This is a genomic window from Streptomyces sp. HUAS MG91 (assembly GCF_040529335.1).
GTDB classification, from domain to species: Bacteria; Actinomycetota; Actinomycetes; order Streptomycetales; family Streptomycetaceae; genus Streptomyces; species Streptomyces tabacisoli.
Genome location: NZ_CP159534.1, coordinates 8,364,865 through 8,390,543, shown reverse-complemented (window position 1 = coordinate 8,390,543; position 25,679 = coordinate 8,364,865). Strand labels below are relative to the sequence as shown.

Below are 25,679 nucleotides of genomic sequence, written 5' to 3'. Positions count from 1 at the left end.
GATTTCCCAGGAAGCGGTTTGCATGAACACCTCCACCCGGCCGTTGCCGCAGCTGCGCGGCCCCGGCGCCGGACTGCTCGCGCTCGATCCCGTGCACACGGCGCTCCTGCGTGGCCTGGACACCCTTCTCCTCGGCCTGGCCGAGGAGTTGGCGGCCCCTGAATGTCTCGGTCCGCCGCTGCTGCCCGCCTCCGGCCTCGCGCGCCTGGACTACTTCCGCAACTTCCCGCACCTGGGCGTCCCCGCGGGCAGGTTCGGCCCGGAGGCGCTCGACGCACTCGCCGACGGCGGGCCGGCCGAGGCCGCACCGCTGCGAGCGACCGGACACCTGCTGCCCTCCGCCACCTGCTACGGCCTGCTGCTGTCGCTGGAGGGCCAGGACGTCGGCGAGGACGGGCTGCGGCTGTCCGCCACGGGCCGCTGCTTCCGCAACGAGACCCACTACGACGGCCTGCGCAGGCTGCACGGCTTCCACATGCGCGAGGTGCTGTACCTGGGCACCAAGGACGGCTGCGTCGAACATCTCGACCGGGGCGCGGAGTTCGTCACGGACCTGGCGAAGCGACTCGGCCTCGAACTGACCCGGGCGGCGGCGGACGATCCCTTCTACGACCGGCAGGGCTCGCGGGCCCGGCTCATGGCCCTGGATCCCGTCAAGCACGAGTACAGCGTCTCCGACGGCACGGCCATCGCCTCCGTGAACCGGCACCGCAACTTCTTCGGTGAACGGCTGGACATCAGCGCCGGAGGGCACGGCAGCGCGTTCAGCTCCTGCGTCGCCTTCGGCGTCGAGCGCTGGATCCACGCGATGATCCTGGCGCACGGCTCCGCCGAGGCCGCCCTCGACGTCCTCGACCGCGTCCGGCCCCGTGCCGGCGCCGCCCACTCCCCCGCCCCCGTCGCACAGTAAGGACCCCGCAGCGCCATGGAATCCGTCATCGAGTGGATCCACGAGAAGAACCCGGAACTCGAAGGAGGCATCGCCCACGACGAGGACCTGATCGAGGCCCGGCTCATCGACTCGATGGACTTCCTGGAGTTCATCGACCTGCTCGAATCGATCAGCGGCGAGATCATCGACCTCCAGACGTCCACCATCGACGACTTCCGCACGCTCGACCGCATCCGGGAGCGGTTCCTGAGCGCGTCGGGCACCGCCCCGGCGTGAGCGCGCAGCCGCCGGGCGGACCTGTGCCCCGGGCGGCCGGCGCGCCGGTACTCGTGGTGGTCGCCCGCACCGCCGTAGTGCTGGCGGCCCCCACCGCGGACGAGCGGACACTCGCCGGCTGGGAGCGGCGCAGGCTCGCGCTGGTGCGCGTGCCCGCGCGGCGTGACGACGTCCTCGCGGCCCGGCTGCTGCTGCGCTGGTGCGCGGCCCGGGTCACCGGCCGCCCGGCGCCCGAGGTGGAGCTGCGCCAGCACTGCCCCGACTGTGACCGCGCCGGACACGGCAGGCCCTCCCTACCCCGGCACCCACGGCTGGGGGTCAGCATCAGTCACGCGGAGGGGCTGGTGGCGGCCGCCGTGGGACTCGGACGGGTGGGCGTGGACGTCGAGCGGTACGACCGTGTGCCGCCCGACCCCGAACTGGTGCGGCGGCGGTTCCCTCCGGGCTCCCCGGGGCACCCGCGCCGTACGCCGGACGGCCTGACCGGGTGGGTGCGGGCCGAGGCCCGGTTCAAGGCCGACGCCGTCGCGCAGCCGGTTCACTCCTGGCACGACGTGTCTCGCGGTGCGCTCGTCGCGCTGGCCTGCACGGGATCGTGGCGCCGTGCCGAAGCCGCCGATCTGGCGCCTGCCCGGCTCGTTCCGCGCGGTCACGGTGTCGGGGTTCCGCGGTAGAGGTCACGTGTGGCGTGCCGACCCCGCGCCGGGCCGCGGGCGGCGGCGCTCACGGACGGCATCGGCGGCGGGTTGCGCTCGTGGCGTCGTCGGCTCGGCATCGCCGACGGCACCGAGGTCCATCTCGCCCTGGTCGGCATCCTTTTCGCATACTGGCTCTTCTGCGTCAGCGCACCGTTCGACATCCGCCAGCCCGAGAAGGAAACGCCTCCGTTGGACACCGGCAGCTACTACGAGCCCATCGACGACCACCGCTACAAGCCCACCCCGCACGCGAGCGGCGCGTGGGATCCCGCCGAACAGCACTTCAGCCCGCTCGGCGGTCTCGTCGTCCATGCCATCGACCGCCATCTGGCCACGCGCCCGCACGACGGCCGGTCTCTCCAGGCGCTGTCCAGGATCAGCTTCGACATCCTCGGCCGGCTCGCCCTCGACGAGTGCGAGATACAGGTCGAGGCCATCCGACCGGGCCGCACCATCGAACTGATCGAGGCCGTCGCCCTCATCGCCGACCGCCCCGTCGTGCGCGCCCGTGCCTGGCTCCTCGCCTCCGGCGACACCAGCGCCGTCGCCGGAGGCGCTCCGCGGGAACTCACGCCGCCCGACGCGCTCGACTCCTGGCCGCTGGATTCCGTCTGGCCCGGCGGCTACATCGCCTCCCTCGACACTCGCCCGGTGACGCCGCCACAGCCGGGCCGGACGACCGCCTGGGTCTCCACCGATCTGGATCTCGTCGCGGGCGAGCCCGTCAGCCCTCTCGCGTCCTATGTCGCTCTGGTCGACACGGCCAACGGCATCGCTGTACGCCAACCGCCCAGCGCCTGGATGTTCCCCAACGTGGACCTCACCCTCCACTTCCACCGCCGGCCACGGGGCCGCTGGGTCGGCCTGGACACCACCGTGGTCTTCGGCCCCACCGGCCAGGGCGTCACCAGCACGGTACTGCACGACATCGACGGTCCCGTCGGTCACGCCCAACAGATGCTCACGGTCCGGCCGTTGCGGCAGGACCAGCAGTAGGTGGTCCTCGGCGAACCGTCATGGGGAATCTCGGGGTTCCCCCGGCGTCGCCCGGCCCGCGCCTCGGCGGCAGTGCCGGACCGGCGTCATGACCGATCGCCTTCCGTGTCGATGTGCGGCAGGATCCGGTCGAGCCGGCGTGGTGTCCACCAGGCGCGGGAGCCGAGCAGGGTCATCACCGCCGGTACGAGGAGCAGCCTGACGACGGTCGCGTCGATCAGCACGCTGACCGCCAGGCCGAGTCCGAGCATCTAGACCACGATGTTGTCGCTGACGACGAACGCGGCGAAGACGCTCACCATGATCAACGCGGCGCAGGTGATCACACGTGCGGTGGTCTCCAGCGCGTGGGCGACGCTGCCCCGCGCGTCGCCGGTGCGCAACCAGGCTTCGTGCACGCGCGACGATGACGATGACCCCGTTCCGACGTGTCTTGGGTGGCGGACATGTGCTGCTCCCGGGAGAGACGCTCCCCTACGTTCATTAAACGCCGCCTCGGTCGGAGCGTCCTTGCGAGCGTGCGGGACGTGCGGCCAGGCGCACGCGGACGGGGTTCACTTTCACGCCCCTTTCGCACAACCCTTCGTACACCTCACCCGTCACACAGCCCGGAAGACTTTCCCTTCCCCCTTCTCAACTTCCGGGAGAACGACCGTGCGTGTACGAACCCTGGGCGCCACAGCGGCCGTTGCTGCCCTCACCGCCGCCGGCCTGACCCTGCCCCTCGCGGGAACCGCGACCGCCGCGACCCCGCTCCACGCCGACTTCAACGGGGACGGCCTCACCGACCTCGCCGTCGGTGTGCCGTCGGCGACCGTGAACGGCAAGGCGAAGGCCGGATACGTCAATGTGGTCTGGGGCGGGGTGAACGGGCTCGGCCCGAACAGCTCCACCGGCATCATCAGCCAGTCCTACCGCGCCGTGCCCGGCACTCCGGAGGCCGGGGACAGATTCGGCTCCGCGGTGGCCTCCGGCGACCTCAACGGCGACGGCGTCGCCGACCTCGTGATCGGCGCGAGCGGTGAGGCCCTCACCGACACGGGCCACGGCCACGAAGGCACCGTCACCGTGCTGTACGGCTCCCGTACGGGCTTCGGCAATCACGACAGCGTCGGCTTCACCGCCGCCAGGGGCGAGGGCGAGTTCACGCAGCTCGGCGGCCGCGTCTCCGTGGGCGACTACGACCACGACGGCGACCAGGACCTCGCGATCGGCGCGTCCGGCGAGGAGCACGGCTCGCTGCGGCTGCGCCCGGGCCCGCTGACGCCCGGCTCGCCCACCACCACCGAGGTCATCCACCGCTACAGCATGGGCGGCGGCACGCGCGACCTGGCCACCGGCGACTTCGACGGTGACGGCACGGACGACCTCGCCGTCACCTACAAGGAGATGGAGGGCGCCGGCTCCTTCATCCTGCGCTGGGACGAGGCGGGCAAGCCCGTCGAGCAGTGGAGCACCGGCGACTACGGCCAGTCGCTCGCCGCCGCCGACCTCGACCGGGACGGCAAGGACGACCTCGCCATCGGCTACGACCAGCCCAACGCCGAGTCCGAAGAGGCACCGCTGTGCGCGGACGAGCGGGCCGGCGGCGCGGTCGCCCTCGTGTACGGCAAGGGCGCGGCCTTCGGCTCCTCGCACGACTGCTTCACCCAGGACAGCCCCGGAGTCGCCGGGGCCTCCGAGGCGGGCGACTGGTTCGGCTTCTCGGTCGCCGCGGGCGATGTGAACGACGACGGCCTCCCGGAACTGGTGGTCGGCGTGCCCGGTGAGGACGTCGGCACCGTCAAGGACGCGGGCGCGTACGTCGTCCTGCGCGGCACGCCCACCGGCCCGTCCGGCGGCGTCGCGGTCAACCAGAACACCCCCGACATGCCGGGCACCGCGGAGGCCGGCGACCAGTTCGGCGCGCAGGTGACCACCGGCAGGTACAACCCCGACCAGTTGGGCGACGTCGCCGCGAGCGCCCCCACGGAGAACGCGGGCGAGGCCCGTTCGGGCGGCGTCTGGTACGCGCAGAGCACGGAGACCGCCCATCCCCTCGGCCGCTCGCTGACACCGCTCGGGCTCGCGCTGCTCACCGGCACGAAGTACGGCGAGGTCATCGGCAAGTAGGCAGCACAGCCCCCGCGCGAAATGACCATGCCCGCACGGAACTTGGATCGACTGCGGGGGCGATCGAGTACGGGCGGGTGCTCGGACTGCAGGACGTGTCGGCGGGCTCCGGAGAGTGTCCGCCGACCCGTCCTACAGTCCGAGCTTGAACCCGTCGTGGCTGCGGGCGAATCCGAGTCCCGCGTAGAAGCGGTGCGCGTTCTCGCGCTGCTTGTTGCTCGTCAGCTGGACGAGTCGGCAGCCACGGGCGCGCGCCCGCTCGATCGCGCGTTCCATGAGGATGCGGCCCAACCCGCCGCTCCTGCGGTCGGCCCGGATCCGTACCGCTTCGATGAGGGCCCGCTCGGCGCCGCCTTTTCCGAGCCCAGGGATGTACGTGGCCTGGAGACAGCCCACGACCGTCCCGCCCCGGTCATGGCCGTCGGCGTCCTGGACCAGGACCAGCATCTCGTTGCGCGGGTCCGTGTCGATCGCCGCGAAGGCGTGCTCGTACGCCTCTGAGACCGTGACGGTCGCCGGGTCCACCACCCGCTCCTCGTCGGCGAGCAGGGCCAGCACCGCGGGCAGGTCGGCGCGGGTCGCGACGCGCAGGGTGAGGACAGGGGCGGGAGAGGGATCGGCAGCCATGGCACAGACCCTAACCGGCGCCTCAGCCGCAGCAATTGCCTTGTCCACCACGCCACTCGCCGCACGCACGCGACACACCACTCACCTGCCGGGATGCTCGGGCAGGGCGAGCCACTCCGCCCAGGAGATCTCGCGGCCGACGAAGCGCGGCTGCTCGAACGGCCAGTCGGCCGCGATCCACTGGGGCACCAGCGCGTCGAGGGCCTGCTCGACCTCGCTGCCCTCCAGTTCGTCCACCACCCACCAGGAGATCTCGCCATCCGCGCCGGCCCTCTCCGGCGGGTCGATGTAGACGCAGCCGAGCAGAGCTGTCTCCGCCGTGTCGAACAGCGCGTAGTTGAAGGACTGGTGCGCGGCGATCTCCTTCTCGTGCCGCAACAGGTCGGCCTGGTCGGCCTCGTAGGTCAGGGTGGCCGCGGGCCAGTTCCAGGCCGGGCCGAAGAGGGACCACAGCCGCTCGCGCGAACCCATCACCGCCGGATAGTCGAGCGCGGTGTCCGTCTCACGGATCGGCCGCAGATGGTGGCCACCACCCGGCAGCGGCACCAGGACGGGGTGGACGAAGTCATCGGGAAGCCAGCTCATGGCGCCCGACCGTAACAGGAGCCCCGCCCGCGGCGTTGCCGGGCCGGGGGGCGGGGGCGGCCCCGGCCCGGCCCGGTCGCTCGGGTGTCGCGGCCGTGCTCAGCCGTCGATCTCGTACTGGCCGACCGTGCGGAAGTACCGGAGCGCCTCCGGGCTGCCGTCGTCGAGGACCGCCTGGATCGCGTCGTTCATGGCGTCACTGATGTTCGGGTCGGCGAGCATGCGGACGAGGTACACGGCGTCGTCCTCGGCCTGCGCGAGCCGGTATCCGGTAGCTTTCGAGAATTGACGCCGCGTCCGACCGACCGCTGCCGAGCGCCCTCTTCAGAAGGCGTAGCGGATGCGCAGCCAGGGGGCGTGCGTGGTGAGCAGGTCCGTGAGGCGGGCGAGGGCGCGTTGTTTGACCTGCACCCGGTAGCGGACGTTGAGGGCGCCGTTCTCCGAGCGTTTGGTCTCCTGCGCTTCCGGCTGCCACAGCAGCTCCTCCGCGCGCGGGTGCCAGCCGAGGTTCACCTCGTGGAGCTGCTGGTTGTGCGTGAGCATGATGATCTCGGCGGCGGCCTGTCGCTTCACACGTGTGGGCAGGACGTCGTCGAGATGGGCGAGCAGTTCGGCCCAGTCGCGCTGCCAGCCGGGGCGCAGGACGACCGGCGACAGGTTGAAGTGGACCTCGTAGCCCGCGTCGAGGAAGTCCGCGGCGGCGGCGATCCGCTCGGCGACCGGGCTGGTGCGGATGTCCAGTCGGCGCGCGTCGGGAGGGGGCATGAGCGAGAAGCGGATCCGTGTGCGCCCCCGCGGGTCGAGGTCGAGGAGGTCGGGGTTGACGAACTTCGTGGCGAACGACGCCTTGGCGGTGGGCAGTTGCCGGAAGGCGGCGATGTAGTCGGCGGTGTTGTCGCACAACAGCGCGTCCACCGAGCAGTCGCCGTTCTCACCGATGTCGTAGACCCACGCGTGTGGATCGCACTGGTTGGGTTCGCTCTTCGGTCCCTGGGCGCGTGCGTGCCGGCGGACGTGGGCGAGGATCGCCTCGATGTTGGTGAAGAGGGTGATCGGGTTGGCGTATCCCTTGCGGCGGGGGACGTAGCAGTAGGCGCAGGCCATGGCGCAGCCGTTGGAGACGCCGGGGGCGATCCAGTCCGCGGAGCGTCCGTTGGGGCGGGTGACCAGGTGGCGCTTGACGCCGAGGACCAGGGTCTCGGTCTTGATCCGGGTCCAGCGTGCGACGTTTCCCTCGTTGCCGTGGAGCGAGGGGATGCGCCAGTGGCCGGCGACCTCGGTCACCTCCGCGTCGGGCAGCCGGGCCATGATCTGCCGCCCGCGCGGCGAGTCGAGCGCCTCGCGCTCCGCGTACACCGACCGGATGTCGAGCAGCCGTCGCGCCTGTGCGCTGTCGCGGAAGCCGCCCCCTGCCCCGCCGGGGGCGGGGGCGTCGTCCCAGCCGAACAGAGCCTGCTGGCCGTCGTCGGCGGGCAGCGGGTTCTCCGGGGGACGGTTCACGCGGGGTACCTCCGGAGGTCTCGGTGCACCGGGACACCGTAGGGCTGGTCACTGCGAGCCTACGAGCCCGAGCGCCCTGTCGCCTCGAGCGCGGTCTCAGGTGGCGGTCGCGCCCGCCACGGGCCCGCACATCAGGTTGCCCGGCTCGGCCGGATCGTCGCTGATCCAGAACTGCGTCCACAGCACCTCGAACTCGGAGCGGCTGAGGTAGCCGTCGCCGTCCTGGTCGAGCCGGTCGAAGACGTCGCCGGTCGGGACGGCCCGCCCGTGCCAGGTGTCGATCAGCCGCCCGTGTTCGCTCCGGGAGATCCGGCCGTCCCCGTTCTCGTCGATGGCGTCGAAGATGACGTCCGCCGTCGCCGTGACCTCCTGCTTCATCGTCGGCAGGCGGTCGACCATCGCCATCAGGTCGTCCATGCCGATCCGCTCGGCAGCGGCCCCGCCGCCGACGGTCGACAGGTGCTGCCACCACCCCATGAGCACCGTACGCACCTTCGCCGCCAGCTCCGGTCCGTCGGCGACCCGCGGCAGCACCCCCCACCGGGCCGTCAGCGCCTCGAAGTCTCCCTCCCGCAGGGAGCCGTCACCGTCCGCGTCGAACGCGTCGAACATCGCCCGGACCTTCGTCCGCTGAAACTCACTGGCCACCACAAGCCTCCTCGCCGTCTGTGCTGCGAGCAGACTGCCCAGCCCCGTCGGCCGGCCACCGGCGCACAAGATCGCGGCGTCCCGGGCGCACGACCCCACGCGCCGGTTTCACCCCTGGAACGGGACCGGGAAGTGTCCCCTGGTTTGAAATCGACGCCACGGAACATTCGCTTACCTAGTTCTTATTTTCGCTGGTTGGAGGCAGATGATGGGCATCATCGCGTGGATAGTTCTCGGCTTGCTCGCAGGGGCGATCGCCAAGCTGCTGCTGCCGGGCAAGGACCCTGGTGGCATCATCGTCACGATGCTCATCGGAATCGTCGGGGGTCTCCTCGGAGGCTGGCTCGGCAAGGTGGTCTTCGGTGTCGACTCCATCGACGGCTTCTTCAACCTGTCGACGTGGGTGGCCGCCATCGTCGGGTCGCTGATCCTGCTGATCCTGTACCGCGTGATCGCGGGCAACCGGCGCCGCGCCTGAACCTGTCGGAGTATCCGCTCGCTCGGATGTGCTGAACGGCTCCCCCACCTCGGTGGGCGGAGCCGTTCGCCGTTGGACGGAAAGTCCGGTTCGTGTCCCGCCCGACCGGGGTGCCGGGCGGGCTCAGAAACCTCGCCAGACGTTGTCGAACGCGGCGTCCTCGATCGACCGGCGCTGCCGTACGGCTTCGAGTTCCATCACCGCGTCGCCGACGGCGGCCAGTACGGTGGTCACCGCGTCATCGGTGATGTCCCGGCCCGCCTCCGGCCGCTCGTCCTGCGCCCCGGCCGCTGCCGCGAGGACGGCCAGGACAGGCTCCCCGGACGCCCGGCGGGCCTCCGCACGGTCACGCTCCGCAGGGTCCACCGCGCCCCGCCGCCCGGACAGCAGCGGATGGCGGCGGGCACGTCCCCGGGCTCCCGGCTCGACGCCCTCGACGTCGTCGACGTAGGCCGCCGCCAGCTCGTCGCCGCGCCGCCACAGCCAGTCCTCGACGGTTTCGTAGGGCTCTTCCCGCAGGAGCGACGCGGCGGCCTCGTCGAGGAGCCGGTCGCCCGTTCGCGTCGGCGGGCCGGGCACCATCCGGTCCCCGTCGAAGGTGATCACACCAGCACTGACCAGGTCGATCGCCTCGGCGCCCGCGAGCGCGAGCGACAGGTCGCCCTGTTCCACGGTGCGGCCCGGGGACGCGTCCAGAGCAACGAGTGCGAGGTCCCGTGCAGTGGTCATCGGCGCTCCCGGTCGATCGTCGGCCCGTTCGGACCGAGTCTGCCACGACCTCTCCCCCACCGCTCCCGACAGCTCGGCGGCCCTTCAGATCTTGCGGCAGTACAGCGCGTCGGGAGTGCCGCCGCGGCCGACGGCATTCGAGAAGGCGATGCCGGCCGCGTACTCGTCGGCGTCGCACTGTGCCTTGTAGAAGCCGTTGGCGTAGTCGCCGCCCTCGCCGGACGCGGGGCGGGAGTCGCCCCGGTCGTCCCACAGGGTGCGGCCGGTCCCCGCGAGGGCGATGCGTGCGGGTGAGCACAGGGCGGCGGACACCCGGTTGCCGCGGACGCTGTACCCGGTCATGAACTGTCCCGCGGCGCACTGGTATTTCGTGAAGCCGCGCGCCCAGTCCGCGGTGACGTGTGCTTCGGAGGTGACCTTGACGGATGCGGCGGAGGTCGCGAGGTTCGCGATGCCGGCGTCGGTGCACAGGCCGCCCTGGCCGCGCTGGCTGATGCCGATCAGCCGCTGGTCGTCGGGGCAGGACAGTTTGCGGGCTCCGCTGTCCCAGTCCGCGGCCGCCTTCAGCGAGCGGTTGGCGTCGGTGTGGGTGGCCTTCAGCATCGACCAGGTGCGCACCTGCGGTACCGGGCCCTGCCGTCCGTCGGCGGCGGTGAGTTCGCGCCATGCGGTGCCGCGCCAGTCGTCGGCGTCCAGGATGCTGCGTGCGGCGCCGGTGGTGTCGTAGCGGATCAGGCCCCACCGGTTGCCCTGGTCGCCGTCCTGGAAGCCGACGGCGGGCCAGTAGGCGAAGTCGAGGTCGTGGTCGACGAGGAAGTCGACGGTGTTGGCGAACCAGGCGCGTTCCTTCGTGTCGGCGTCCTTGCCGACACCGAACTCGCTGATCCACACCGGTGCGGTGAAGTGGCGGTCGGGGGTGTCGGCGACGTAGGAGGCGGAGTCGCGCATGGTCCGGAACAGGTCGTCGCGGCCGAGGTCGCGGTAGCGGGCGTCGGTGGTCTCGCCGATGCCGGTCGCGCCGCTGTGCTGAGGGCCGGTGTAGCCGTAGAAATGGGCGGCGTAGACGAGCTTGTGGCTGCGTACCAGCGTGTTCGACAGGGTGGCGAGGGGTTTGAGGAGCGGGCGGTCGTGCCAGAATCCGTCGACCGGGATGCCCGCCCAGTTGATGCCTTCGACCATGATGAGCAGGTCCGGGTTGGCGTCCTTGAGGATCAGGTCGCCGGCCTGCTGGGCGGCGGCGGCCCAGTCGTGGGAGTCGCCGAGTCCCCAGTTGGGGTCGTCCAGGACGTCGCGGCGTATCTCGTTGCGCAGGTCGGCGCCGACGACGCGGGGGTTGGAGCGGTAGCGCTTGGCCATGAAGACCCAGTCGTCGAGCCATTTCTGGGTGCTCTGGCCGCTGTTCCAGCGTTCGTTGCCGTCGACGCCGCAGCACCAACGGGTCGTGGTGGTGTGGTTGTTGAGGATGACCGCGAGCCCGGCGTCGGTGAGGGCCCGGACGGTCCGGTCGAACACCTCCAGCGGGCGCAGCCCGTTGAGCTCCGGGTTGGCGGTCAGTCCGGTCACCGGCTGGGTGTCGCTGATCATCTCGTTGGAGAAGGGCAGGCGCACGCTGTTCAGTCCGAGGCCCTGGAAGTCGGTGACGACCCGGCTCATGGGCACCCGGTCCAGGCCGAGCGGCGCGCGGTGGCCCACCTCTCCGGCGTGGTTGTGCGCGGGATCGTCCGCGGACCCGGAGCCGTCCCAGGTTCCGCTGGCGCCGTGCCAGTTGCCCGACTTGAGCTTGAAGCGGCTGCCGTCGGCGTCGACGATGTAGCGGCCCCGGGTGCTGAGCGGTCCGGTCCAGGACGGCGCCGCGGACGCCCTTTCCGTGAGGTTCGGTGACGGTGCCGCGTGTCTCTCGCCGGCTGCGGCGGATGTCGGTGCGGCGAGTGCGATCAGCAGAGCGATGACTGCACAGGAGGGAAGGCGCACGACATCACCTGTCTGTCGACGATTCGGGCCTAGACGATAAGGCAGACGGGTCCGGTTTTGAAGGTCCGAGATCGGTGCGCGGGACCGGCGAAGAGAGTACCGAGTTCATTTCCGTACCGGGTACGGATATCGTGCCCGTGTGACAGGACTTCGCGAGCGCAAGAAGGAACAGACCAGACAGCGGATCGCCGCGGTGGCGCTGCGCATGTTCACCGAGCGCGGTTTCGACGCCGTGACGGTCAACGAGATCGCGGAGGCCGCCGAGGTGGCCAGGACGACGCTCTTCGCGTACTTCCCGGCCAAGGAATCGCTCGTCCTGGACGGCGTGGGCGGCGACGACCTGGCCGGGGTCGTCGCCCGGCGACCGGCGGGCCAGACCTTTCTGGAGGCCCTGCGGGCGCACTCCGGCGCGTTCGCCGCCCGGGGGATCCCGGAGACGGACCTCGACGCGCTGCTCGCCCGGGTGCGCGTGATCCATGGCAGCCCGGGACTGCAGAGCGCCGCGAACGCCCTGCTCCACCAGCAGCGCCAGGCGCTGGCGCAGGTCCTGGCCGCCGAGTACGGCCCCACCGCGGCCTCACTCATGGCGGCCCAGATCGCCGGGTCGCTGCTCACCCTCCAGGAGGCGTACTTCCAGCGTCTGCTGGACGGCGCTTCGGCCGACGACGCCGGCCGCGCCCTGGTCCAGGACATCGCCGTGGCCTTCGACCTGCTGGAACACGGACTCACCCATCTGGAAGGGCACTGACGTGCGCGCACGCGGCATCAACTACGACACCGGGACCTTTCCCGGCCAACGGTTCACCCGCACGACCTTCGACCCCGAACAGGTCCGGCGCGACATGGCGGTGATCGCCGGTGAGCTGCACTGCGACGTCGTGCGCGTCTCCGGCCGCGACCCCGAGCGACTGCGCGTCGCGGCCGAGCACGCGGCCGCCGCCGGTCTCGAGGTGTGGCTCTCCCCGTTCCCCGTCGATCTGCACCCGGAACAGCTTCTGCCGCTCTTCGCCGAGTGCGCTCAGCACGCGGAGGCCCTGCGCGAGGACGGGGCACGGGTCGTGTTCGTCACCGGCTGCGAACTCAGCGCCTTCGCCCACGGCTTCCTCCCCGGCGACACCCACCTCGATCGTCTCCACGCCATGGCCACCGCCGACCTCTCGTGGTGGGCCTCGCTCGGCCCGGTCCCCGAACGCCTCAACGATTTTCTGGCCCGGGCCGCGACGACCGTCCGCGCGCACTTCGGCGGGAGGATCACCTACGCCTCCGGAGCCTGGGAACCCGTCGACTGGGCACCCTTCGACCTGGTGGGCATCGACGCCTACCGGAGCGCGCAGAACGCCGCCGACTTCCGCGCCCACCTGCGCGAGTCCCTCTCCCACGGCAAGCCGGTCGCCGTCACGGAGTACGGCACGTGCGCGTACCGAGGAGCGGGCGAACGGGGCGGCATGGCCTGGCAGCCGCCCCAGGACGCGGTGCCGGACGAGGACGAGCAGGTGCGTTACCTCGACGAACTGCTCGACCTCTTCGAAGAGGAAGGCATGGACACCGCGCTGTGGTTCTCCTTCGCCAACTTCGACAAGCCCCGGGACCGTGACATCGCCTCGTACGGCGTCGTGCGCATGCTCGACGACACCCGCTGGGAACCGAAGAAGGTCTTCCACGCCATGAGCGCCAGACATCGACGACCGGGCGGCCGCGGCGACTGAACTACCGCCGTCGTTGTTCCCCGCACCGGACGGCCGCCCCTGCCCGGGGCGGCCGGGTGGTGGTTCAGCTGAGCGTCTTCACCGCGGCGGCGTCGTACGGCTTCAGCTCGTCGAAGCGGTCGGCGAGCACCTTGGCCGCCCATTCGGGGTCCTGGAGCAGCGCGCGGCCGATCGCGACCATGTCGAACTCCTCGGCCTCCAGGCGGTCGAGGAGGTTGTCGATGCCCTTGACCGCCGAGCCCTCGCCCTGGAAGGCGTTCACGAAGTCGCCGTCGAGGCCGACCGAGCCGACGCTGATGACCTGCTTGCCGGTGAGCTTCTTCGTCCAGCCGGCCAGGTTGAGGTCGGAGTCGTCGAACTCGGGCAGCCAGTAGCGGCGGGTGGAGGCGTGGAACACGTCGACGCCGGCCGCGGCGAGCGGGGCGAGGATCGCCTCCAGTTCCTGCGGGGTCTCGGCGAGGCGGGCGGTGTAGTCCTGCTGCTTCCACTGCGAGTAGCGGAACAGGATCGGGAAGTCCGGGGAGACCTTCTCGCGGACCGCCGCGACGATCTCCGCGGCGAACTTCGTCCGGGCCACCGGGTCGCCGCCGTAGGCGTCGGTGCGGCGGTTCGTGCCCTCCCACAGGAACTGGTCGAGCAGGTAGCCGTGGGCGCCGTGCAGCTCCACGCCGTCGAAGCCGATGCGCTCGGCGTCCGCGGCGGCCTGGGCGAACGCGGCGACGACGTCGTCCAGGTCCTGCTGGGTCATGGCCTTGCCGGTGGGCTCGGCACCCGCGTCGACCAGGCCGGAGGGGCCGACGGCGGGCGCCTCCGGGTACGGGGCGTCGCCCTGCCGGCGCACCATGCCGATGTGCCACAGCTGCGGAACGATGGTGCCGCCCGCGGCGTGCACGTCCTCGGCGACCTTCGCCCATCCGGCCAGCTGGTCGTCACCGTGGAACCGGGGCACACGGTCGCTCTGGCCGGCCGAGTCGTGACCGACGTACGTACCCTCGGTGACGATGAGGCCGACTCCGGCCGCCGCCCGCCGCGCATAGTAGGAGCGCACGTCGTCGCCGGGAATGCCGCCCGGGGAGAACATGCGGGTCATCGGTGCCATCACGATCCGGTTCGGAACGGTGAGGCCGCCGAGCGCGATCGGGCGGGACAGGAGGCGAGCCGCGCGGGATGCGGGCGTCGTGGCGGTCACAAGAACTCCTCAGAGGATGCAGGGTTAACCGTTTGGTATGTGAGCGTGCATTCTTACAGCCTCTGAAGTAACTGCTCGGACGGGGTCCGCATTCCCCTGCCGCGGGGCGGTTCGCCTCGGACGCGGGCCCGCTCGTAGCGTGGGGGCATGATCGGTATGACGCAGATCGAGAGCGACGAGGCCCGCCGGATCGTGGAGTCGGAGCTGGTTCTCCCGGCCGGGGACCTCCTCGACATCGCCGAGGCACGGCATCCCGGCGGCAGGGGCGCCCTGGGGCTGGAGTTCGGCCGGTACGAGGGCAGCGCGAGCCGCTACCTCTTCTCGACCGAGGTGGAGGACGAGGAGGGCACCGTCTGGCAGCTGCTCCTGGACGCGCATACCGGCGAGGTCGTGCAGGACACGGAGGTCCCCGAGGAGGAGATCCCGCCCGCTTGAGGGCCCTGGGCAGGGCAGGCGACGGCGTCGAAGGGCACGTCACTAGCATGTGCTCATGGTGTCCTTCGTTCCGTCGCTCGTCTGCCTCGTCCTGTTCTGTGCAGGGGTGGCGCGGGACCGCCGCCGGGTCAGCAACGCCGTTCTCCTGGGCCTCTGCGTCGTCTTCGCCGGGATCGCGCTGTTCTTGAAACTGGCCTCCGAAAAAGAGCAGTTGGGCCGCGATCTGGCGCTCGCGCTGCTGGTCCTGGCGGTGTTGGGCGTCATCACGCTCGCGTGGTTCCTGATCGCCAACGGGATCACCATGGTCCGCAAGGAGGGCCGGAGTCCGGCGAACCTGCTCTCCCTCGGAGCGGGCCTCGCGCTGGTCGCCCTGCTCGCCCTGCTGGGCACCGCGCTGGCCCTGCACACCCACACGCTTCTCGTGGCCGCCGCCACCGCCACGGCACTCTGCGGATACGTCGCCTTCCTGTTCCTGTGCTTCCTCGTCTACGGCGGGCTGTACGCGCGTCTGCGCATCCGGCGCCGGGCGGACTTCGTGGTGGTCCTCGGCTCGGGACTGATCGGCGGGACCAAGGTGCCCCCGCTGCTGGCCAGCCGTCTCGAACGGGCCCGCAAGGAGCATGCCCGGCTGTCCCGCAGAGGGAGACGGCCGGTGCTGATCACCTCCGGCGGGCAGGGACCCGACGAGAAGCTGCCGGAGTCCCATGCCATGGCCGACTATCTGACGGGCGAGGGTTTTCCCGCCGATCTGATCACGCGCGAGGACCGCTCGACGACCACGGACGAGAACCTGGCGTTCAGCAAGGCCCTGATGGAGAAGGCGAATCCGGGCTACCGCTGCGTGATCGTCACGAACAACTACCACGTCTTCCGCGCCGCGGTCACCGCCCGCCGCACGGGCGTCCGCGGCCATGTCGTGGGCGCCCCCACGGCCTCGTACTTCTGGCCGAGTGCCATGCTCCGCGAGTTCGTGGCCCTGCTCGTCTCCTACCGTCGTACCAATGCGGCTCTCTTTCTGCTCGTCCTGCTGAGCGGGCTGTTCATCTGGTGGCTGGGATGGCCGCCCACCCCCTGACCGGCTCCGTACGGGTGTTCAGCCCGCGTCGGTCTTCTTGCCGCGCAGTACGTCGCAGTACGTCGTCGATGTCCTGCTCGCGCCAGCGGCGCAGCATGTCGTGGAAGGCGACAGCCCCGTAGGGATAGGCGTTCGGGCCGTTCGGGCGGCCTCGGCCCTCGCGGTTGTAGTAGCCGGGGGTGCATTCGGCGTGGAACCACTCATGGTCCGGGGCGTCCTCGGCGCAGACCGCGAGCCAGGCGTCCACCGCCTCGGGGGTCGGTTCCACGACGGCGTTCCGCTTCTCGGCGGCGGCGATCAACGCGGCGGCGTGGACGGCCTGTTCGTCCAGGATGTGGGTGAAGTTGACGCTGCTGGCGTTCTGCAACGGGCCCATCATGAACAGGTTCGGGAAGCCGTGGCTGGTGAAGCCGTGCAGGGTGCGCGGGCCCCGCTGCGTGAACGCGTCCAGGAAGCGGATGCCGCCGCTGCCGGTCACGGGCAGCTTCCCGGAGGTGATGCCGGAGACGCCGACGGAGAATCCGGTGGCGAGGACGAGGCAGTCGACCTCGTACTCCACGCCTCCCACCACCACGCCGTTCACGGTCATGCGCTCGATGCCGTGGGTGTCGGCGGTGTCGACGAGGGTGACGTTGTCCCGGTTGAAGGCGGGCAGGTACTTGTCGGAGAACGTGGGCCGCTTGCACGCGTACCGGTACCAGGGCTGGAGCGCCGCGGCCGTGGCCGGGTCGGCGACCTCGGCGGTCACGCGCGCCCGTATCCGGTCCATCGTGGCGTGGTCCGCGGCCTCGTAGGTCGCCTCGAAGTCCGGTGCCCCGTCGCGGCGGAAGCTGGGCAGGAGCTTTTCGAGCAGGCCCGCGCACTCCGTCCAGCGGTCGGTGACGAGGTCCCGCTCGACGTCATCGCCGGAGACGATCCGCAGGAAGTTCTCGCGCCGTTCGGCCGCCCAGCCGGGACGGTCGGCGCCGACCTCACGCGGCGTCATGCGCCGCTGGCCCCGCACGTCGACGGCGGACGGGGTGCGCTGGAAGACGTACAGGTGGCCGGCGTCCTCGGCGAGCATCGGGATCGCCTGCACGCCGGTGGCGCCCGTGCCGACGACGCCGACGCGCTTGCCCGCGAGCCCGGTCATGGCTCCGTCGGGGCCGCCGCCGGTGTAGCCGTAGTCCCAGCGCGAGGTGTGGAAGGTGTGGCCCTTGTAGTCCTCGATGCCGGGGATGCCGGGCAGTTTGGGCTCAGAGAGGGTGCCGGTGGCGGTGACGACGTAGGTGGCGCGGAAGCGGTCGCCCCGGTCGGTGTCGACCACCCACTGGTGGGCGCTCTCGTCCCAGGTGAGGGCGGTGACGGTGGTGGAGAACAGGGCGTCCTCGTACAGGCCGAACTGCTCGGCGATCCGCATGGCGTGCCGGCGGATCTCCTCGCCCGGCGCGTATTTCCACTCCGGTACGTAGCCGGTCTCGTCGAGCATCGGCAGATAGACGTGCGACTCGACGTCGCAGTGGATGCCGGGATAGCGGTTCCAGTACCAGGTGCCGCCGAAGTCCCCGCCCTGCTCGACGACGCGCACCTTCGCCAGGCCCTCGCGGCGCAGCCGGGCGCCGGCCAGGATCCCGCCGAAGCCGCCGCCGACGACCGCGACGTCCACCACGTCGCGCAGGGGCTCGCGCCGGGCCGGCTCCGCGACGTACGGGTCTTCGGCGAAGTAGCCGAACTCGGCGGTGGTGGAACGGTATTGGCGCGTGCCCTCCGGGCGGACCCGGCGCTCCCGTTCGATCCGGTAGCGCTCGCGCAGCTCTGCCGTCGCCTGCGAGGTGGGGGGTGTGTCGCGCTGGGGCGGGGTCATGCGGCGGATTCCTCTCGTGGGGGGGAGTTGCGGGCCGCGCCGCACGGTGCGGGCCCTGGCTGGGCCTTCCGCACGGGCACCGGTACCGTAACTCAACAACCGGACAAGGCTGTCCGGTAGGGGTGGGGTTCGCGCCATGCGGCCCTGCCCGCGGACGACGCCACGCAAGGCCCGGTCCGGCCAGCCGGACCACGGAAAGGAGCACGATCCCCATGACCACGTCCCGTGCATCCCGCGGCGCCCTGGCGGGTCTCGCCGCCATCGGTCTGCTGACGCTGGCCGGTTGCGGCACCCAGCCCGCCGCCGGCCCGGCCTCGAAGCCCGCGGTGTCCGGCGAGGGCCGCACCATCAGAGCCACCCAGGTCTCCCACGTCACCGACGTGCACGCGTCCACCGGCATGACGCTGCTCGAAGGCCCGGTCCTCGCGGGGAAGGACGAGCTGTACGTCACGGACGTCACCGCGCCGCCCGGCGAGCCCAAGCTCATCTCCGTGGACGTGGGAACGGGCCGGCACCGGAGCGTCTACACCGACAGGACCGGTGCTTACACGTCCGCGCAGATCAGTCCGTACGACGACCGCGTGTATCTGACCGAGTATCAGACGGGGGCCGTCGTCAGTCTCGCCCGGGACGGCTCGGACCGGCGGACCTTCTTCCCCGGCGAGGTCGACGGCTCGGCGATGAACCCCGACGACATCGCCTTCGACGACGACGGGAATCTGTACGTCAGCGATCTGCACGGCATGAAGACGGGCAGGGCCGAGGGGCGCATCGTGCGGATCGACCGCGACGGGAGGAAGGCCACCGTGCTCGCCGACGGCCTCGCCCATCCCAACGGGGTGATGTTCGATCCCGAGCAGCACGGGCTGTGGATCAGCGAACTCGCGCGGAACACCATCTCGTACCTGCTGCTGGACGCGGACAGGACGTCCGTGACGTCCCGGCACGAGGCGATCCACGTCGACGGCGGCGTGGCCCAGACGGACTCCATCGCCGTGGACGGTGACGGCAATCTCTATCAGGCGCTGCACGGCAGGCCCGCCATGGCCGTCTTCAGCAAGTACGGGGAGCGTCTGGGCACGGTCGAGGTGCCGGCCGAGGCGGCGAAGGGGCTGCGGTCGGCGACCAATGTCGCGATCACCCCGGGCGGCAGGACCGCCTACATGACGGTCAGCGGGCCCTCGGGCGGATACGTGTACACCTTCACCGCGTTGGCGAAGGGCATCCGGCTGTCGAACGGCGGCTGACGGACCGTCCGGCGGGTGTCCGTCGCCCGGTCACACGTCGGTGTCCGTCTCCACGGGGCGCAGCGGCCCCACCTCGATGCCGAGCAGTCGCCAGGCCGCCAGCGCCTGGCGCTCGCGCTGCTCGAGGGGGCCCGCGACGGCCCCCGAGACCATCGCGACGGCGAGCATGAGGTCGTCGACGGCCGGTCCGGGTCCGTCGGCCGAGAGACCGGCCAGCGCGCCGCGGACCCGCTCGGACAGTTCCCTGCCCTCCTGGTCGTCGCCCCGCAGCCGCAGGAGGTCGACGAACGCCGTCGACCGGGTCACGTGCCACGTGACCACGCCGAGCACGCTCTTCAGCGTCGCGTCCGGCTCGGCGGCGGCCTGCTCGATCTGCCGGACGTTCTCGCCCAGGACGGCCGAGGCGAGCGCCGTCCGGTCGGCGAAGTGCCGGTAGAGGCTGCCCTGGCCGACCCCGGCGCGGCGGGCCACGGCGGACAGCGGGGCGTTGAGCCCCTGCTCGGCGAAGACCTCACGGGCCGCCGCGATGAGTGCGGCCCTGTTGCGGGCCGCGACCCGGCGCCCCTGGTTCGCGGGGCGGGGCCGGACGGGGTCGGAGGGGTTCGTCACCTCGGCAGCGTAATACGGACCCCATCTGCGTGAACGCGCAGGAAACCCGTTCGCGGCGCGGGTCGGGCGATGCTCGTGGCGGCGGTCAGCCCGTGAAGCGGTCGGGGTCGGGGCCGGTGCGCTCGTTGCGGTCGAGCGCGGAGATCTCGCCCATGTCGCCCTCGCTGAGCTCGAAGCCGAAGAGGTCGAAGTTCTCCTTGATGCGCTGCGGCGTCGAGGACTTGGGGAAGACGATGTCCCCGCGCTGGAGGTGCCACCTGAGGGTGACCTGCGCGGGAGTGCGGCCCACGCGGTCCGCGATGCGGCCGATGGTCGGGTCGTCGAGCACCTTGCCCTGCGCGATGGGCGACCACGCCTCCGTCGCGATGTCGTGTTCGGCGCCGAAGGCCCTGACGTCGTCCTGGGTGAGGTACGGGTGCACCTCGATCTGGTTGACGGCGGGGACCACCTCGGAGTTCTCCATCAGGCGGCGCAGGTGGTGGGGCTGGAAGTTGGACACCCCGATGGCCCTGGCGCGTCCGTCGCGGTAGATCTGCTCGAGGGCCTTCCACGTCTGCGTGAAGTCGCCCTTGTCCGGCACCGGCCAGTGGATGAGGAAGAGGTCCAGGTGGTCCAGGCCCAGCTTCTCCATGGTGACGTCGAAGGCGCGCAGGGCGTCGTCGTGCGCGTGCGCGTCGTTGTTCAGCTTGCTGGTCACGAAGACGTCCGCGCGGTCGAGGCCGGAGTCCCGGACGGCCTGCCCGACCTCCTTCTCGTTGCCGTACATCTGAGCCGTGTCGATGTGCCGGTAGCCGGCCTCCAGCGCGGCCAGCGTCGTCCCGCGGGTCTCCTCCGGCGGGATCTGGAAGGTCCCGAAGCCCAGCTGCGGGATCTCGACGGCGTTGTTGAGGGTGACGGTGGGAACGGCGCTCACGTGAATCTCTCCTGTCGAGGCGTACGACTTCTGCCGTTCGGTCTGCCCCGCGCACCGCCGGGGCATATCGGGACTTTGGTCCTCTGTTCACGCCTGATCCCGGCGTTCACGCCTGATCCCGGCCCGGGACGCCGTGGAATCCCTCCTGGAGCATGTGCGGCCCGCCCCGGAGGACGCTGGTGACTTCGAGGAGGCGCGCGCCCCGCTGTCCCGGCTGCTGCACGCCGGAAGCGGCACGTGCGCCGCACCCACGGCGGCATCTGACGCGGCCCGCCGCTCCTCGGGCTCAGGCGAGGGCCGCGACCAGCAGGGCGAAGGCGGCGACGATGACGGCGACGCGGACGTAGTGGTAGCGGTCCCAGCGGTTCATCTGCTCCTTCCAGTCCTCCGGCCGGTTCTCCGGGGTCCAGGTCTTGCCCCGGTTGTTGATCGGGACGAGCAGCAGGAGCGACATGACCACGCTGAGGAGCAGCAGCGCGCCGGAGGTGACGACGAGTCCCGTACCGCCGTGGTGCCGTCCGGCGACCGCCCAGACCGCGACGAGGACGAGTGAGCCGATGTACCAGAACGGCATCACGGCGCCGAGCATTCTGCCCCCGTGGGCGCGGGCGAGTTGGTCGCTGTCCTCGGGAAGCGCGCCGAAGATCCGGTTCATGACGAAGGCGACCGAGAACTCCACCCCCACCATCACGCCGACGATCACGGTGGTGAACACCTCGAGTGCGTTGAGCATGACTCCCCCTTGGGATCTAGCATTGCTAGCCGATGAGGCAACGCTAGCTCTACTGCCGCTCGATTGTCTAGCAGTGCTAGGATCGGAACATGTCGGTACAGGAACGCAAGGAGCGTGAACGGGCGGGCCGCGAGCGTCTCATCGTGGCCACCGCTCGCGAACTCGCCGAGCAGCAGGGCTGGGACGCGGTCACCACCCGACGGCTCGCCGAGCGCATCGAGTACAGCCAGCCCGTCCTCTACAGCCACTTCCGCGGCAAACGCGAGATCATCGGCGCCGTCGCCCTCGAAGGGGCCGCCGAGCTGGCCGTGGCGGTACGGGCCGCGACCGCCGCCGCGGAGGACTCTCGTACGCGGGTCACCGCGCTCACCCGCGCCTATCTCGACTTCGCCGCCCGCAACCCGGCGGTCTACGACGCCATCTTCCAGCTGGACGGCGGGCTGGCCTTCGCGGACGAGGCCACCCCGGAGCCGCTGAAAGACGCCTTCGCCGCCCTTCTGGAGAACCTCGAGGAGGTCGCCGGGGACGGTGTCCACCCGGGCCTGTTCACCGAGACGTTCTGGGCGGCCCTGCACGGACTGGCCACGCTCACCCGGGCCGGACGGCTGCCGCCGGCCGACACCGAGCGGCGCGTGGCGCTCCTGGTGGACCGGCTCGCCATCCACTGACACCGCCCCGGCGTGTCCCCCGTACGGGCGCTACGACTCCCGGTCGGAGACTTCGGGGCCGGCCGCGGGCTGTTCCGCGGCCCGGGGCGCGGTCATGTCGAGCAGCAGCAGGGCGTCGTGGTCGGGGCTGCCGGGTTCGGCGGTGTAGACGCCGATGCGCTGTCCGGGGGTGCCCTCGACGTGCAGTGACTGCGAGGTGAGGGTGACCGTGCCGACCTGAGGGTGCCGGAAGACCTTCTGGGCGGGCTTGCGGCCGGTGACTTCGTAGCGTTCCCACAGGCCCGCGAAGTCGGGGCTCTTCAGGAGCAGTTCACCGACGAGACCGGTGAGGTCGGGGGCGTCGGGGGCGGTGCCCGCGACGGCGCGCAGCCGGGCGACGCAGCCGGTGATCTGGCGGTCCCAGTCCGGGAAGAGATCACGCGCGGCCGGGTGGAGGAACAGGTAGCGGGCGAGGTTGCGGTGCCTGGCCGGCCAGTCCCCCATGCCCGCGTACAACGCGAGCCCGCCGGGGTTCCAGGCCAGCACGTCCATGCTGCGGCTGATCACCAGGGCCGGGTGGGGGCGCAGCGACTCGAGCAGCAGCTTCAGGTGGGGGCGCACCGTACGGCTGGGGGCCGGAGGCGGTTCGGGCACGTAGCGGGCCGCGCGGGCGGCGAGTTCGCGCAGGTGCTGGTGCTGCTGGTCGTCCATGCGCAGGGCGCGGGCGAGGGAGTCGAGGACAGCGGGGCTGGGCCGGGTCTCCTTGCCGCGTTCCAGACGCACGTAGTAGTCGATGCTGATGCCGGCGAGGGTGGCCAGTTCCTCGCGCCGCAGACCGGGGGTGCGGCGGACGCCAGGGCCGACGGTGAGGCCGACGTGTCCGGGGCTGGTCTGGGTGCGGCGGGCGCGCAGGTAGCGGCCCAGCTCGGCGCCTTCGCTGGGCGCGCTTGCGGTTGCCATGACTCCAGTCTCACCCGTGGGACGTCCGCCGCGCGGGCGGGAGGGGGGCCCTGTCATTACCCCTGAAGAACGCGCCCTGCCACACCGGAGCGGCCCGGAGGAGAGTGTGGGTGGAAGGCGCCCGCCGCTTCGGTGACGCCCTCGTCCCCGACCGGCGGGACCCGCCGGTCCGGGCGAGACTGAGAAGCCGGGCGCCACTCCGAAGCCGATCGTCCACCCTCAGTACCACCCCGTTGGGAGCCCCCACCGATGCGTGCAGCAGTGATGTACGGAGCCGGCGACGTCCGCGTCGAGCACCGGCCCGACCCGAAGATCGTGAAGCCCGCCGACGCCGTGGTCCGCGTCGTGGCCGCCTGCGTGTGCGGCAGCGACCTGTGGCCCTATCGGTCGATGCCCGCCACCGACACCGGTCGCCCGATGGGGCACGAGTTCCTCGGCGTCGTCGAGGAGACCGGGGCGGACGTGCGCGGGCTGGCGACGGGTGACCTGGTCGTCGCACCGTTCACGTACAGCGACAACACCTGTGACTACTGCGCCAAGGGGCTGCACATCTCCTGCCGCGACGGGGGCCGGTACGGCTTCGACGGCGTCGACGGCGGGCAGGGCGAAGCCGTCCGTGTCCCGCACGCGGACGGCACCCTGGTGAAGCTGCCGGTGGCCGCAGATTCTGCGCTGCTGCCCTCCTTGCTGGCCCTGTCGGACGTGATGACCACCGGCCACCACGGCGCGGTCACCGCCGGGGTCGGCCGCGGCGACACGGTGCTGGTCGTCGGCGACGGCGCGGTGGGCCTGTGTGCCGTGATCGCCGCGCGGCGGCTCGGTGCCGAGCGGATCGTGCTCGCCGGCCGCCACGAGGCCCGCACCGAGCTGGGCCGTCATTTCGGAGCCACCGACGTGGTCGCCGCGCGCGGGGAGGAGGGCATCGCCCGCATCCGGGAGCTGACCGGTGGCGTCGACAAGGTGATCGAGGCCGTCGGCGCCCGCGAGGCCCTCGACACCGCCCTCGGCGCGGTCCTGGACGGCGGCACCGTCAGCCGTCTCGGAGTGCCGCAGTACGAGCAAGTGCCCATCGGCCCGGCCGAGTTCATGCGCAACATCACGCTGACCGGTGGCGCAAGCCCCGCCCGTGCCTACATCGAGCAGTTGCTGCCCGACGTCCTGGACGGCACCATCGCCCCCGGCCGCGTCTTCGACCGGGAGTTCCCGCTCGATCAGGTGCCGGACGCCTACCGGGCCATGGCCGACCGCCGGGTGCTCAAGGCACTCGTGCGCCCCTGACCTCGTAGACCGCCCGCCCGCACTCCTCCCCTACACCGCCGACAGATGGTGGGCGGCTTCGGCCGCGGTGTAGGAGGAGGAGAAGGTGAACGCGCGGGGGGACGGCCCGTCGGCGCGCAGGGCGGCCAGCCGGGCCAGGGCCTCGTCCACGCTCGGGACGTGCCCGGCGGGGATCCACCAGAGCACCAGGTGCGCCTCGACGTGCCGTGCGAACCATTCGCGTCGCCGGCGCAACACTTCCAGATGCCCGCTGCGGTAGGTGAAGTCCCACAGGGCCTCCTGGGTCTCCCACACCGACAGGTTCACGACGACGTCCTCGCCCGCCGGACGCAGACCGGTGGCGTCGGCCGACCCTTCCTCCACCAGCCGCCACACGAAACCGGGTGCGCTGTCGGCGGCGGCATTGATCGGGTTCAGCTGTTCGACGAACGACGCCATGCTCGGGTCGTCGAAGGGCCGTCGCAGTGTGACAACGTTCAGTTCGGCGAGGTGAGCGCCGTGCGGGGTTGTGGTCATGGTTCATCCCAACACGACCCGCATTTCTATGTCAATCCTCGTTGTTTTTAGATTCTTCGAGCACCACGCAGCACTCCCCCGGCCGGGCGTCCATGCGGGCACGAACCGGGCCGTCCTTGCCGACCAGCCCTTCGAGGAGCGCGAGATTCATGCCGCAGACGAGCGGCGGGAAGCGTTCGGCGACGGCGTGGAAGGGACAGTTGCGCAGACGGACGACGCGCGAGCCGGCGCCGGTCGCCTCCTCGGCGCCCGTCTCCAGGCGCGGCTCGTAGCCCCTGGCGGCCAGCAACTCCATCGCCTCCTCGAAGCCCCCGCACGGCACGGCCCCACCCCGGAGGGCCTCGCCGCGGCGGCGGGCCGACGCGAAGAGCCCGGTGTCCAGGCCGGCCTCCTCGGCGGCCTCCGCGAGCAGTTCGGCGGCGGTGCGGTAGTCACGGGCGGGCAGCGACACCGACCGCTCGCCTGCCGCCCGGGTGTACACCTTGGCCGGGCGCCCCGCCCCCGGGCCCGAGCGGCCGGTCAGCCGCCGACTGCCGCTGTCCAGCAGTCCCACCTCGGCCAGCTTGTCCAAGTGGTGGGCGGCGAGAGTGCGCGCCACACCGGCCGCCTCGGCCGCCTCATTGCGGCCGACCTCGCGGCCCTGCGCCGCCACGTACTCGTACAGGCGGCGCCGCACCGGGTCCTGCAAGGCCGCGATCGCATCGATGTTCTCCACCCGCCCATTCTATGAACAACACATGTTGGAGGTAGAAAGGCCGGGGCATGTCCTGGCGCTCGACGGCTTCGCTGTGGTTATCTGACGTCATGACCGTGCTCGTGACCCGTCGCCATGTCGACTACGCGCATGTCACCACCACGGCCTGTCCCGCCGCGAGCTGACGACGCGCTCCGGCCCCGGACCTGCCTTCTGACCAGCAGAAGACAGGTGTCCGCCAGCTCCGCGTCCCACCCCTGACCGGGCCCTGACCGGCATTCCTCCTCGCCGTACGGCGCGCAGCGACACCCGCCCGCCGGGT

The 25,679-nt window shown here is 71.4% G+C and carries 28 protein-coding genes and 1 pseudogene; 13 read left to right on the top strand and 16 right to left on the bottom strand.

The features are described 5' to 3' along the window. The first annotated feature begins 22 nt into the window (after positions 1-22). From ABII15_RS38080 to ABII15_RS38065, 4 genes are all read left to right on the top strand, one after another. Positions 23-910, top strand: coding sequence for an aminoacyl--tRNA ligase-related protein (locus ABII15_RS38080; RefSeq protein ID WP_353946865.1), 888 nt, complete (start codon positions 23-25; stop codon positions 908-910). A 15-nt stretch (positions 911-925) separates the two neighbouring features. Then, complete coding sequence (locus ABII15_RS38075; protein ID WP_353946864.1) at positions 926-1,168, top strand: acyl carrier protein; 243 nt, start codon at positions 926-928, stop codon at positions 1,166-1,168. Then, complete coding sequence (locus tag ABII15_RS38070; RefSeq protein ID WP_353946863.1) at positions 1,165-1,842, top strand: 4-phosphopantetheinyl transferase; 678 nt, start codon at positions 1,165-1,167, stop codon at positions 1,840-1,842. The genes ABII15_RS38075 and ABII15_RS38070 overlap by 4 nt, the downstream gene beginning before the upstream one ends. Positions 1,843-2,055: 213 nt before the next feature. After that, positions 2,056-2,862 (top strand): thioesterase family protein, encoded by an 807-nt coding sequence (locus ABII15_RS38065; protein WP_353947322.1) that lies wholly within the window; start codon positions 2,056-2,058, stop codon positions 2,860-2,862. Positions 2,863-2,948: 86 nt separating this feature from the next. Here ABII15_RS38065 and ABII15_RS38060 read toward each other — a convergent pair. Then, positions 2,949-3,266: pseudogene (locus ABII15_RS38060) on the bottom strand (MMPL family transporter); the annotation flags it as partial. A gap of 250 nt (positions 3,267-3,516) precedes the next feature. Between ABII15_RS38060 and ABII15_RS38055 the strand changes: the two are divergent. After that, positions 3,517-4,974: an FG-GAP-like repeat-containing protein gene (locus ABII15_RS38055; protein ID WP_353946862.1), complete on the top strand. Its 1,458-nt coding sequence runs from the start codon at positions 3,517-3,519 to the stop codon at positions 4,972-4,974. A gap of 132 nt (positions 4,975-5,106) precedes the next feature. Here ABII15_RS38055 and ABII15_RS38050 read toward each other — a convergent pair whose 3' ends face one another. The 5 genes from ABII15_RS38050 to ABII15_RS38030 all read right to left on the bottom strand — a co-directional run bounded on the left by ABII15_RS38050 (position 5,107) and on the right by ABII15_RS38030 (position 8,334). After that, positions 5,107-5,601 (bottom strand): GNAT family N-acetyltransferase, encoded by a 495-nt coding sequence (locus tag ABII15_RS38050; protein WP_353946861.1) that lies wholly within the window; start codon positions 5,599-5,601, stop codon positions 5,107-5,109. Between the two features lie 81 nt (positions 5,602-5,682). Then, positions 5,683-6,186 carry an N-acetyltransferase gene (locus ABII15_RS38045; RefSeq protein WP_353946860.1) on the bottom strand — a complete coding sequence of 168 codons (504 nt, stop codon included), beginning with the start codon at positions 6,184-6,186 and terminating at the stop codon, positions 5,683-5,685. 99 nt (positions 6,187-6,285) lie between these two features. Then, a complete protein-coding gene (locus ABII15_RS38040; protein WP_353946859.1) occupies positions 6,286-6,423 on the bottom strand; it encodes a hypothetical protein in 138 nt (45 codons plus the stop codon). An 87-nt stretch (positions 6,424-6,510) separates the two neighbouring features. Beyond that, the gene (locus ABII15_RS38035; protein WP_353946858.1) at positions 6,511-7,686 is read right to left on the bottom strand and encodes a spore photoproduct lyase family protein; all 1,176 of its coding nucleotides are present in this window, start codon (positions 7,684-7,686) and stop codon (positions 6,511-6,513) included. Positions 7,687-7,782: 96 nt separating this feature from the next. Beyond that, positions 7,783-8,334, bottom strand: a complete 552-nt coding sequence (locus ABII15_RS38030) for an EF-hand domain-containing protein (protein WP_353946857.1) — start codon at positions 8,332-8,334, stop codon at positions 7,783-7,785. Between the two features lie 208 nt (positions 8,335-8,542). On the opposite strand from ABII15_RS38030, the gene ABII15_RS38025 reads away from it, so the two are divergent. After that, entirely contained in the window at positions 8,543-8,812 is a 270-nt protein-coding gene (locus ABII15_RS38025; protein WP_353947321.1) for a GlsB/YeaQ/YmgE family stress response membrane protein, read from the top strand. Between the two features lie 123 nt (positions 8,813-8,935). Here ABII15_RS38025 and ABII15_RS38020 read toward each other — a convergent pair whose 3' ends face one another. Together ABII15_RS38020 and ABII15_RS38015 are read right to left on the bottom strand one after the other, a co-directional pair. Continuing rightward, positions 8,936-9,541 carry a GPP34 family phosphoprotein gene (locus tag ABII15_RS38020; protein ID WP_353946856.1) on the bottom strand — a complete coding sequence of 202 codons (606 nt, stop codon included), beginning with the start codon at positions 9,539-9,541 and terminating at the stop codon, positions 8,936-8,938. Between the two features lie 84 nt (positions 9,542-9,625). After that, entirely contained in the window at positions 9,626-11,512 is a 1,887-nt protein-coding gene (locus ABII15_RS38015) for a cellulase family glycosylhydrolase (RefSeq protein ID WP_353946855.1), read from the bottom strand. Between the two features lie 139 nt (positions 11,513-11,651). Here ABII15_RS38015 and ABII15_RS38010 point away from each other — a divergent pair, with 139 nt between their 5' ends. Both ABII15_RS38010 and ABII15_RS38005 read left to right on the top strand, forming a co-directional pair. Further along, positions 11,652-12,260 (top strand): TetR family transcriptional regulator, encoded by a 609-nt coding sequence (locus tag ABII15_RS38010; protein WP_353946854.1) that lies wholly within the window; start codon positions 11,652-11,654, stop codon positions 12,258-12,260. A 1-nt stretch (position 12,261) separates the two neighbouring features. Continuing rightward, the gene (locus ABII15_RS38005; protein ID WP_353946853.1) at positions 12,262-13,218 is read left to right on the top strand and encodes a hypothetical protein; all 957 of its coding nucleotides are present in this window, start codon (positions 12,262-12,264) and stop codon (positions 13,216-13,218) included. A gap of 64 nt (positions 13,219-13,282) precedes the next feature. On the opposite strand, the gene ABII15_RS38000 is transcribed toward ABII15_RS38005, so the two are convergent. Next, the gene (locus ABII15_RS38000; RefSeq protein WP_353946852.1) at positions 13,283-14,407 is read right to left on the bottom strand and encodes an NADH:flavin oxidoreductase; all 1,125 of its coding nucleotides are present in this window, start codon (positions 14,405-14,407) and stop codon (positions 13,283-13,285) included. A 147-nt stretch (positions 14,408-14,554) separates the two neighbouring features. Between ABII15_RS38000 and ABII15_RS37995 the strand changes: the two genes are divergently transcribed. Both ABII15_RS37995 and ABII15_RS37990 read left to right on the top strand, forming a co-directional pair. After that, positions 14,555-14,842, top strand: a complete 288-nt coding sequence (locus tag ABII15_RS37995; RefSeq protein ID WP_353946851.1) for a PepSY domain-containing protein — start codon at positions 14,555-14,557, stop codon at positions 14,840-14,842. A gap of 55 nt (positions 14,843-14,897) precedes the next feature. Then, positions 14,898-15,917: a YdcF family protein gene (locus tag ABII15_RS37990; RefSeq protein ID WP_353946850.1), complete on the top strand. Its 1,020-nt coding sequence runs from the start codon at positions 14,898-14,900 to the stop codon at positions 15,915-15,917. Here ABII15_RS37990 and ABII15_RS37985 read toward each other — a convergent pair. Next, positions 15,883-17,760, bottom strand: coding sequence for an NAD(P)/FAD-dependent oxidoreductase (locus ABII15_RS37985; RefSeq protein WP_353946849.1), 1,878 nt, complete (start codon positions 17,758-17,760; stop codon positions 15,883-15,885). The two genes, ABII15_RS37990 and ABII15_RS37985, sit on opposite strands and share 35 nt — an antisense overlap. A 212-nt stretch (positions 17,761-17,972) precedes the next feature. On the opposite strand from ABII15_RS37985, the gene ABII15_RS37980 reads away from it, so the two are divergent. Then, on the top strand, positions 17,973-19,007 hold the full coding sequence (locus ABII15_RS37980) for an SMP-30/gluconolactonase/LRE family protein (RefSeq protein WP_353946848.1): 1,035 nt from the start codon (positions 17,973-17,975) through the stop codon (positions 19,005-19,007). 30 nt (positions 19,008-19,037) lie between these two features. On the opposite strand, the gene ABII15_RS37975 is transcribed toward ABII15_RS37980, so the two are convergent. The 3 genes from ABII15_RS37975 to ABII15_RS37965 all read right to left on the bottom strand — a co-directional run bounded on the left by ABII15_RS37975 (position 19,038) and on the right by ABII15_RS37965 (position 21,262). Then, complete coding sequence (locus ABII15_RS37975) at positions 19,038-19,616, bottom strand: helix-turn-helix domain-containing protein (protein ID WP_353946847.1); 579 nt, start codon at positions 19,614-19,616, stop codon at positions 19,038-19,040. Between the two features lie 85 nt (positions 19,617-19,701). Continuing rightward, positions 19,702-20,529 (bottom strand): aldo/keto reductase, encoded by an 828-nt coding sequence (locus ABII15_RS37970; protein WP_353946846.1) that lies wholly within the window; start codon positions 20,527-20,529, stop codon positions 19,702-19,704. 286 nt (positions 20,530-20,815) lie between these two features. After that, positions 20,816-21,262, bottom strand: a complete 447-nt coding sequence (locus tag ABII15_RS37965) for a DUF1772 domain-containing protein (protein WP_353946845.1) — start codon at positions 21,260-21,262, stop codon at positions 20,816-20,818. Positions 21,263-21,351: 89 nt separating this feature from the next. Between ABII15_RS37965 and ABII15_RS37960 the strand changes: the two genes are divergently transcribed. Beyond that, on the top strand, positions 21,352-21,930 hold the full coding sequence (locus tag ABII15_RS37960) for a TetR/AcrR family transcriptional regulator (protein ID WP_353946844.1): 579 nt from the start codon (positions 21,352-21,354) through the stop codon (positions 21,928-21,930). A 30-nt stretch (positions 21,931-21,960) separates the two neighbouring features. On the opposite strand, the gene ABII15_RS37955 is transcribed toward ABII15_RS37960, so the two are convergent. After that, positions 21,961-22,869, bottom strand: a complete 909-nt coding sequence (locus ABII15_RS37955; protein ID WP_353946843.1) for a helix-turn-helix transcriptional regulator — start codon at positions 22,867-22,869, stop codon at positions 21,961-21,963. A gap of 249 nt (positions 22,870-23,118) precedes the next feature. Here ABII15_RS37955 and ABII15_RS37950 point away from each other — a divergent pair, with 249 nt between their 5' ends. Beyond that, positions 23,119-24,147: an alcohol dehydrogenase catalytic domain-containing protein gene (locus ABII15_RS37950; protein ID WP_353946842.1), complete on the top strand. Its 1,029-nt coding sequence runs from the start codon at positions 23,119-23,121 to the stop codon at positions 24,145-24,147. A gap of 30 nt (positions 24,148-24,177) precedes the next feature. Here ABII15_RS37950 and ABII15_RS37945 read toward each other — a convergent pair whose 3' ends face one another. Further along, positions 24,178-24,663 (bottom strand): DUF3291 domain-containing protein, encoded by a 486-nt coding sequence (locus ABII15_RS37945; RefSeq protein WP_353946841.1) that lies wholly within the window; start codon positions 24,661-24,663, stop codon positions 24,178-24,180. Between the two features lie 31 nt (positions 24,664-24,694). Beyond that, positions 24,695-25,378, bottom strand: coding sequence for a transcriptional regulator (locus tag ABII15_RS37940; protein WP_353946840.1), 684 nt, complete (start codon positions 25,376-25,378; stop codon positions 24,695-24,697). Positions 25,379-25,679 lie beyond the last annotated feature (301 nt).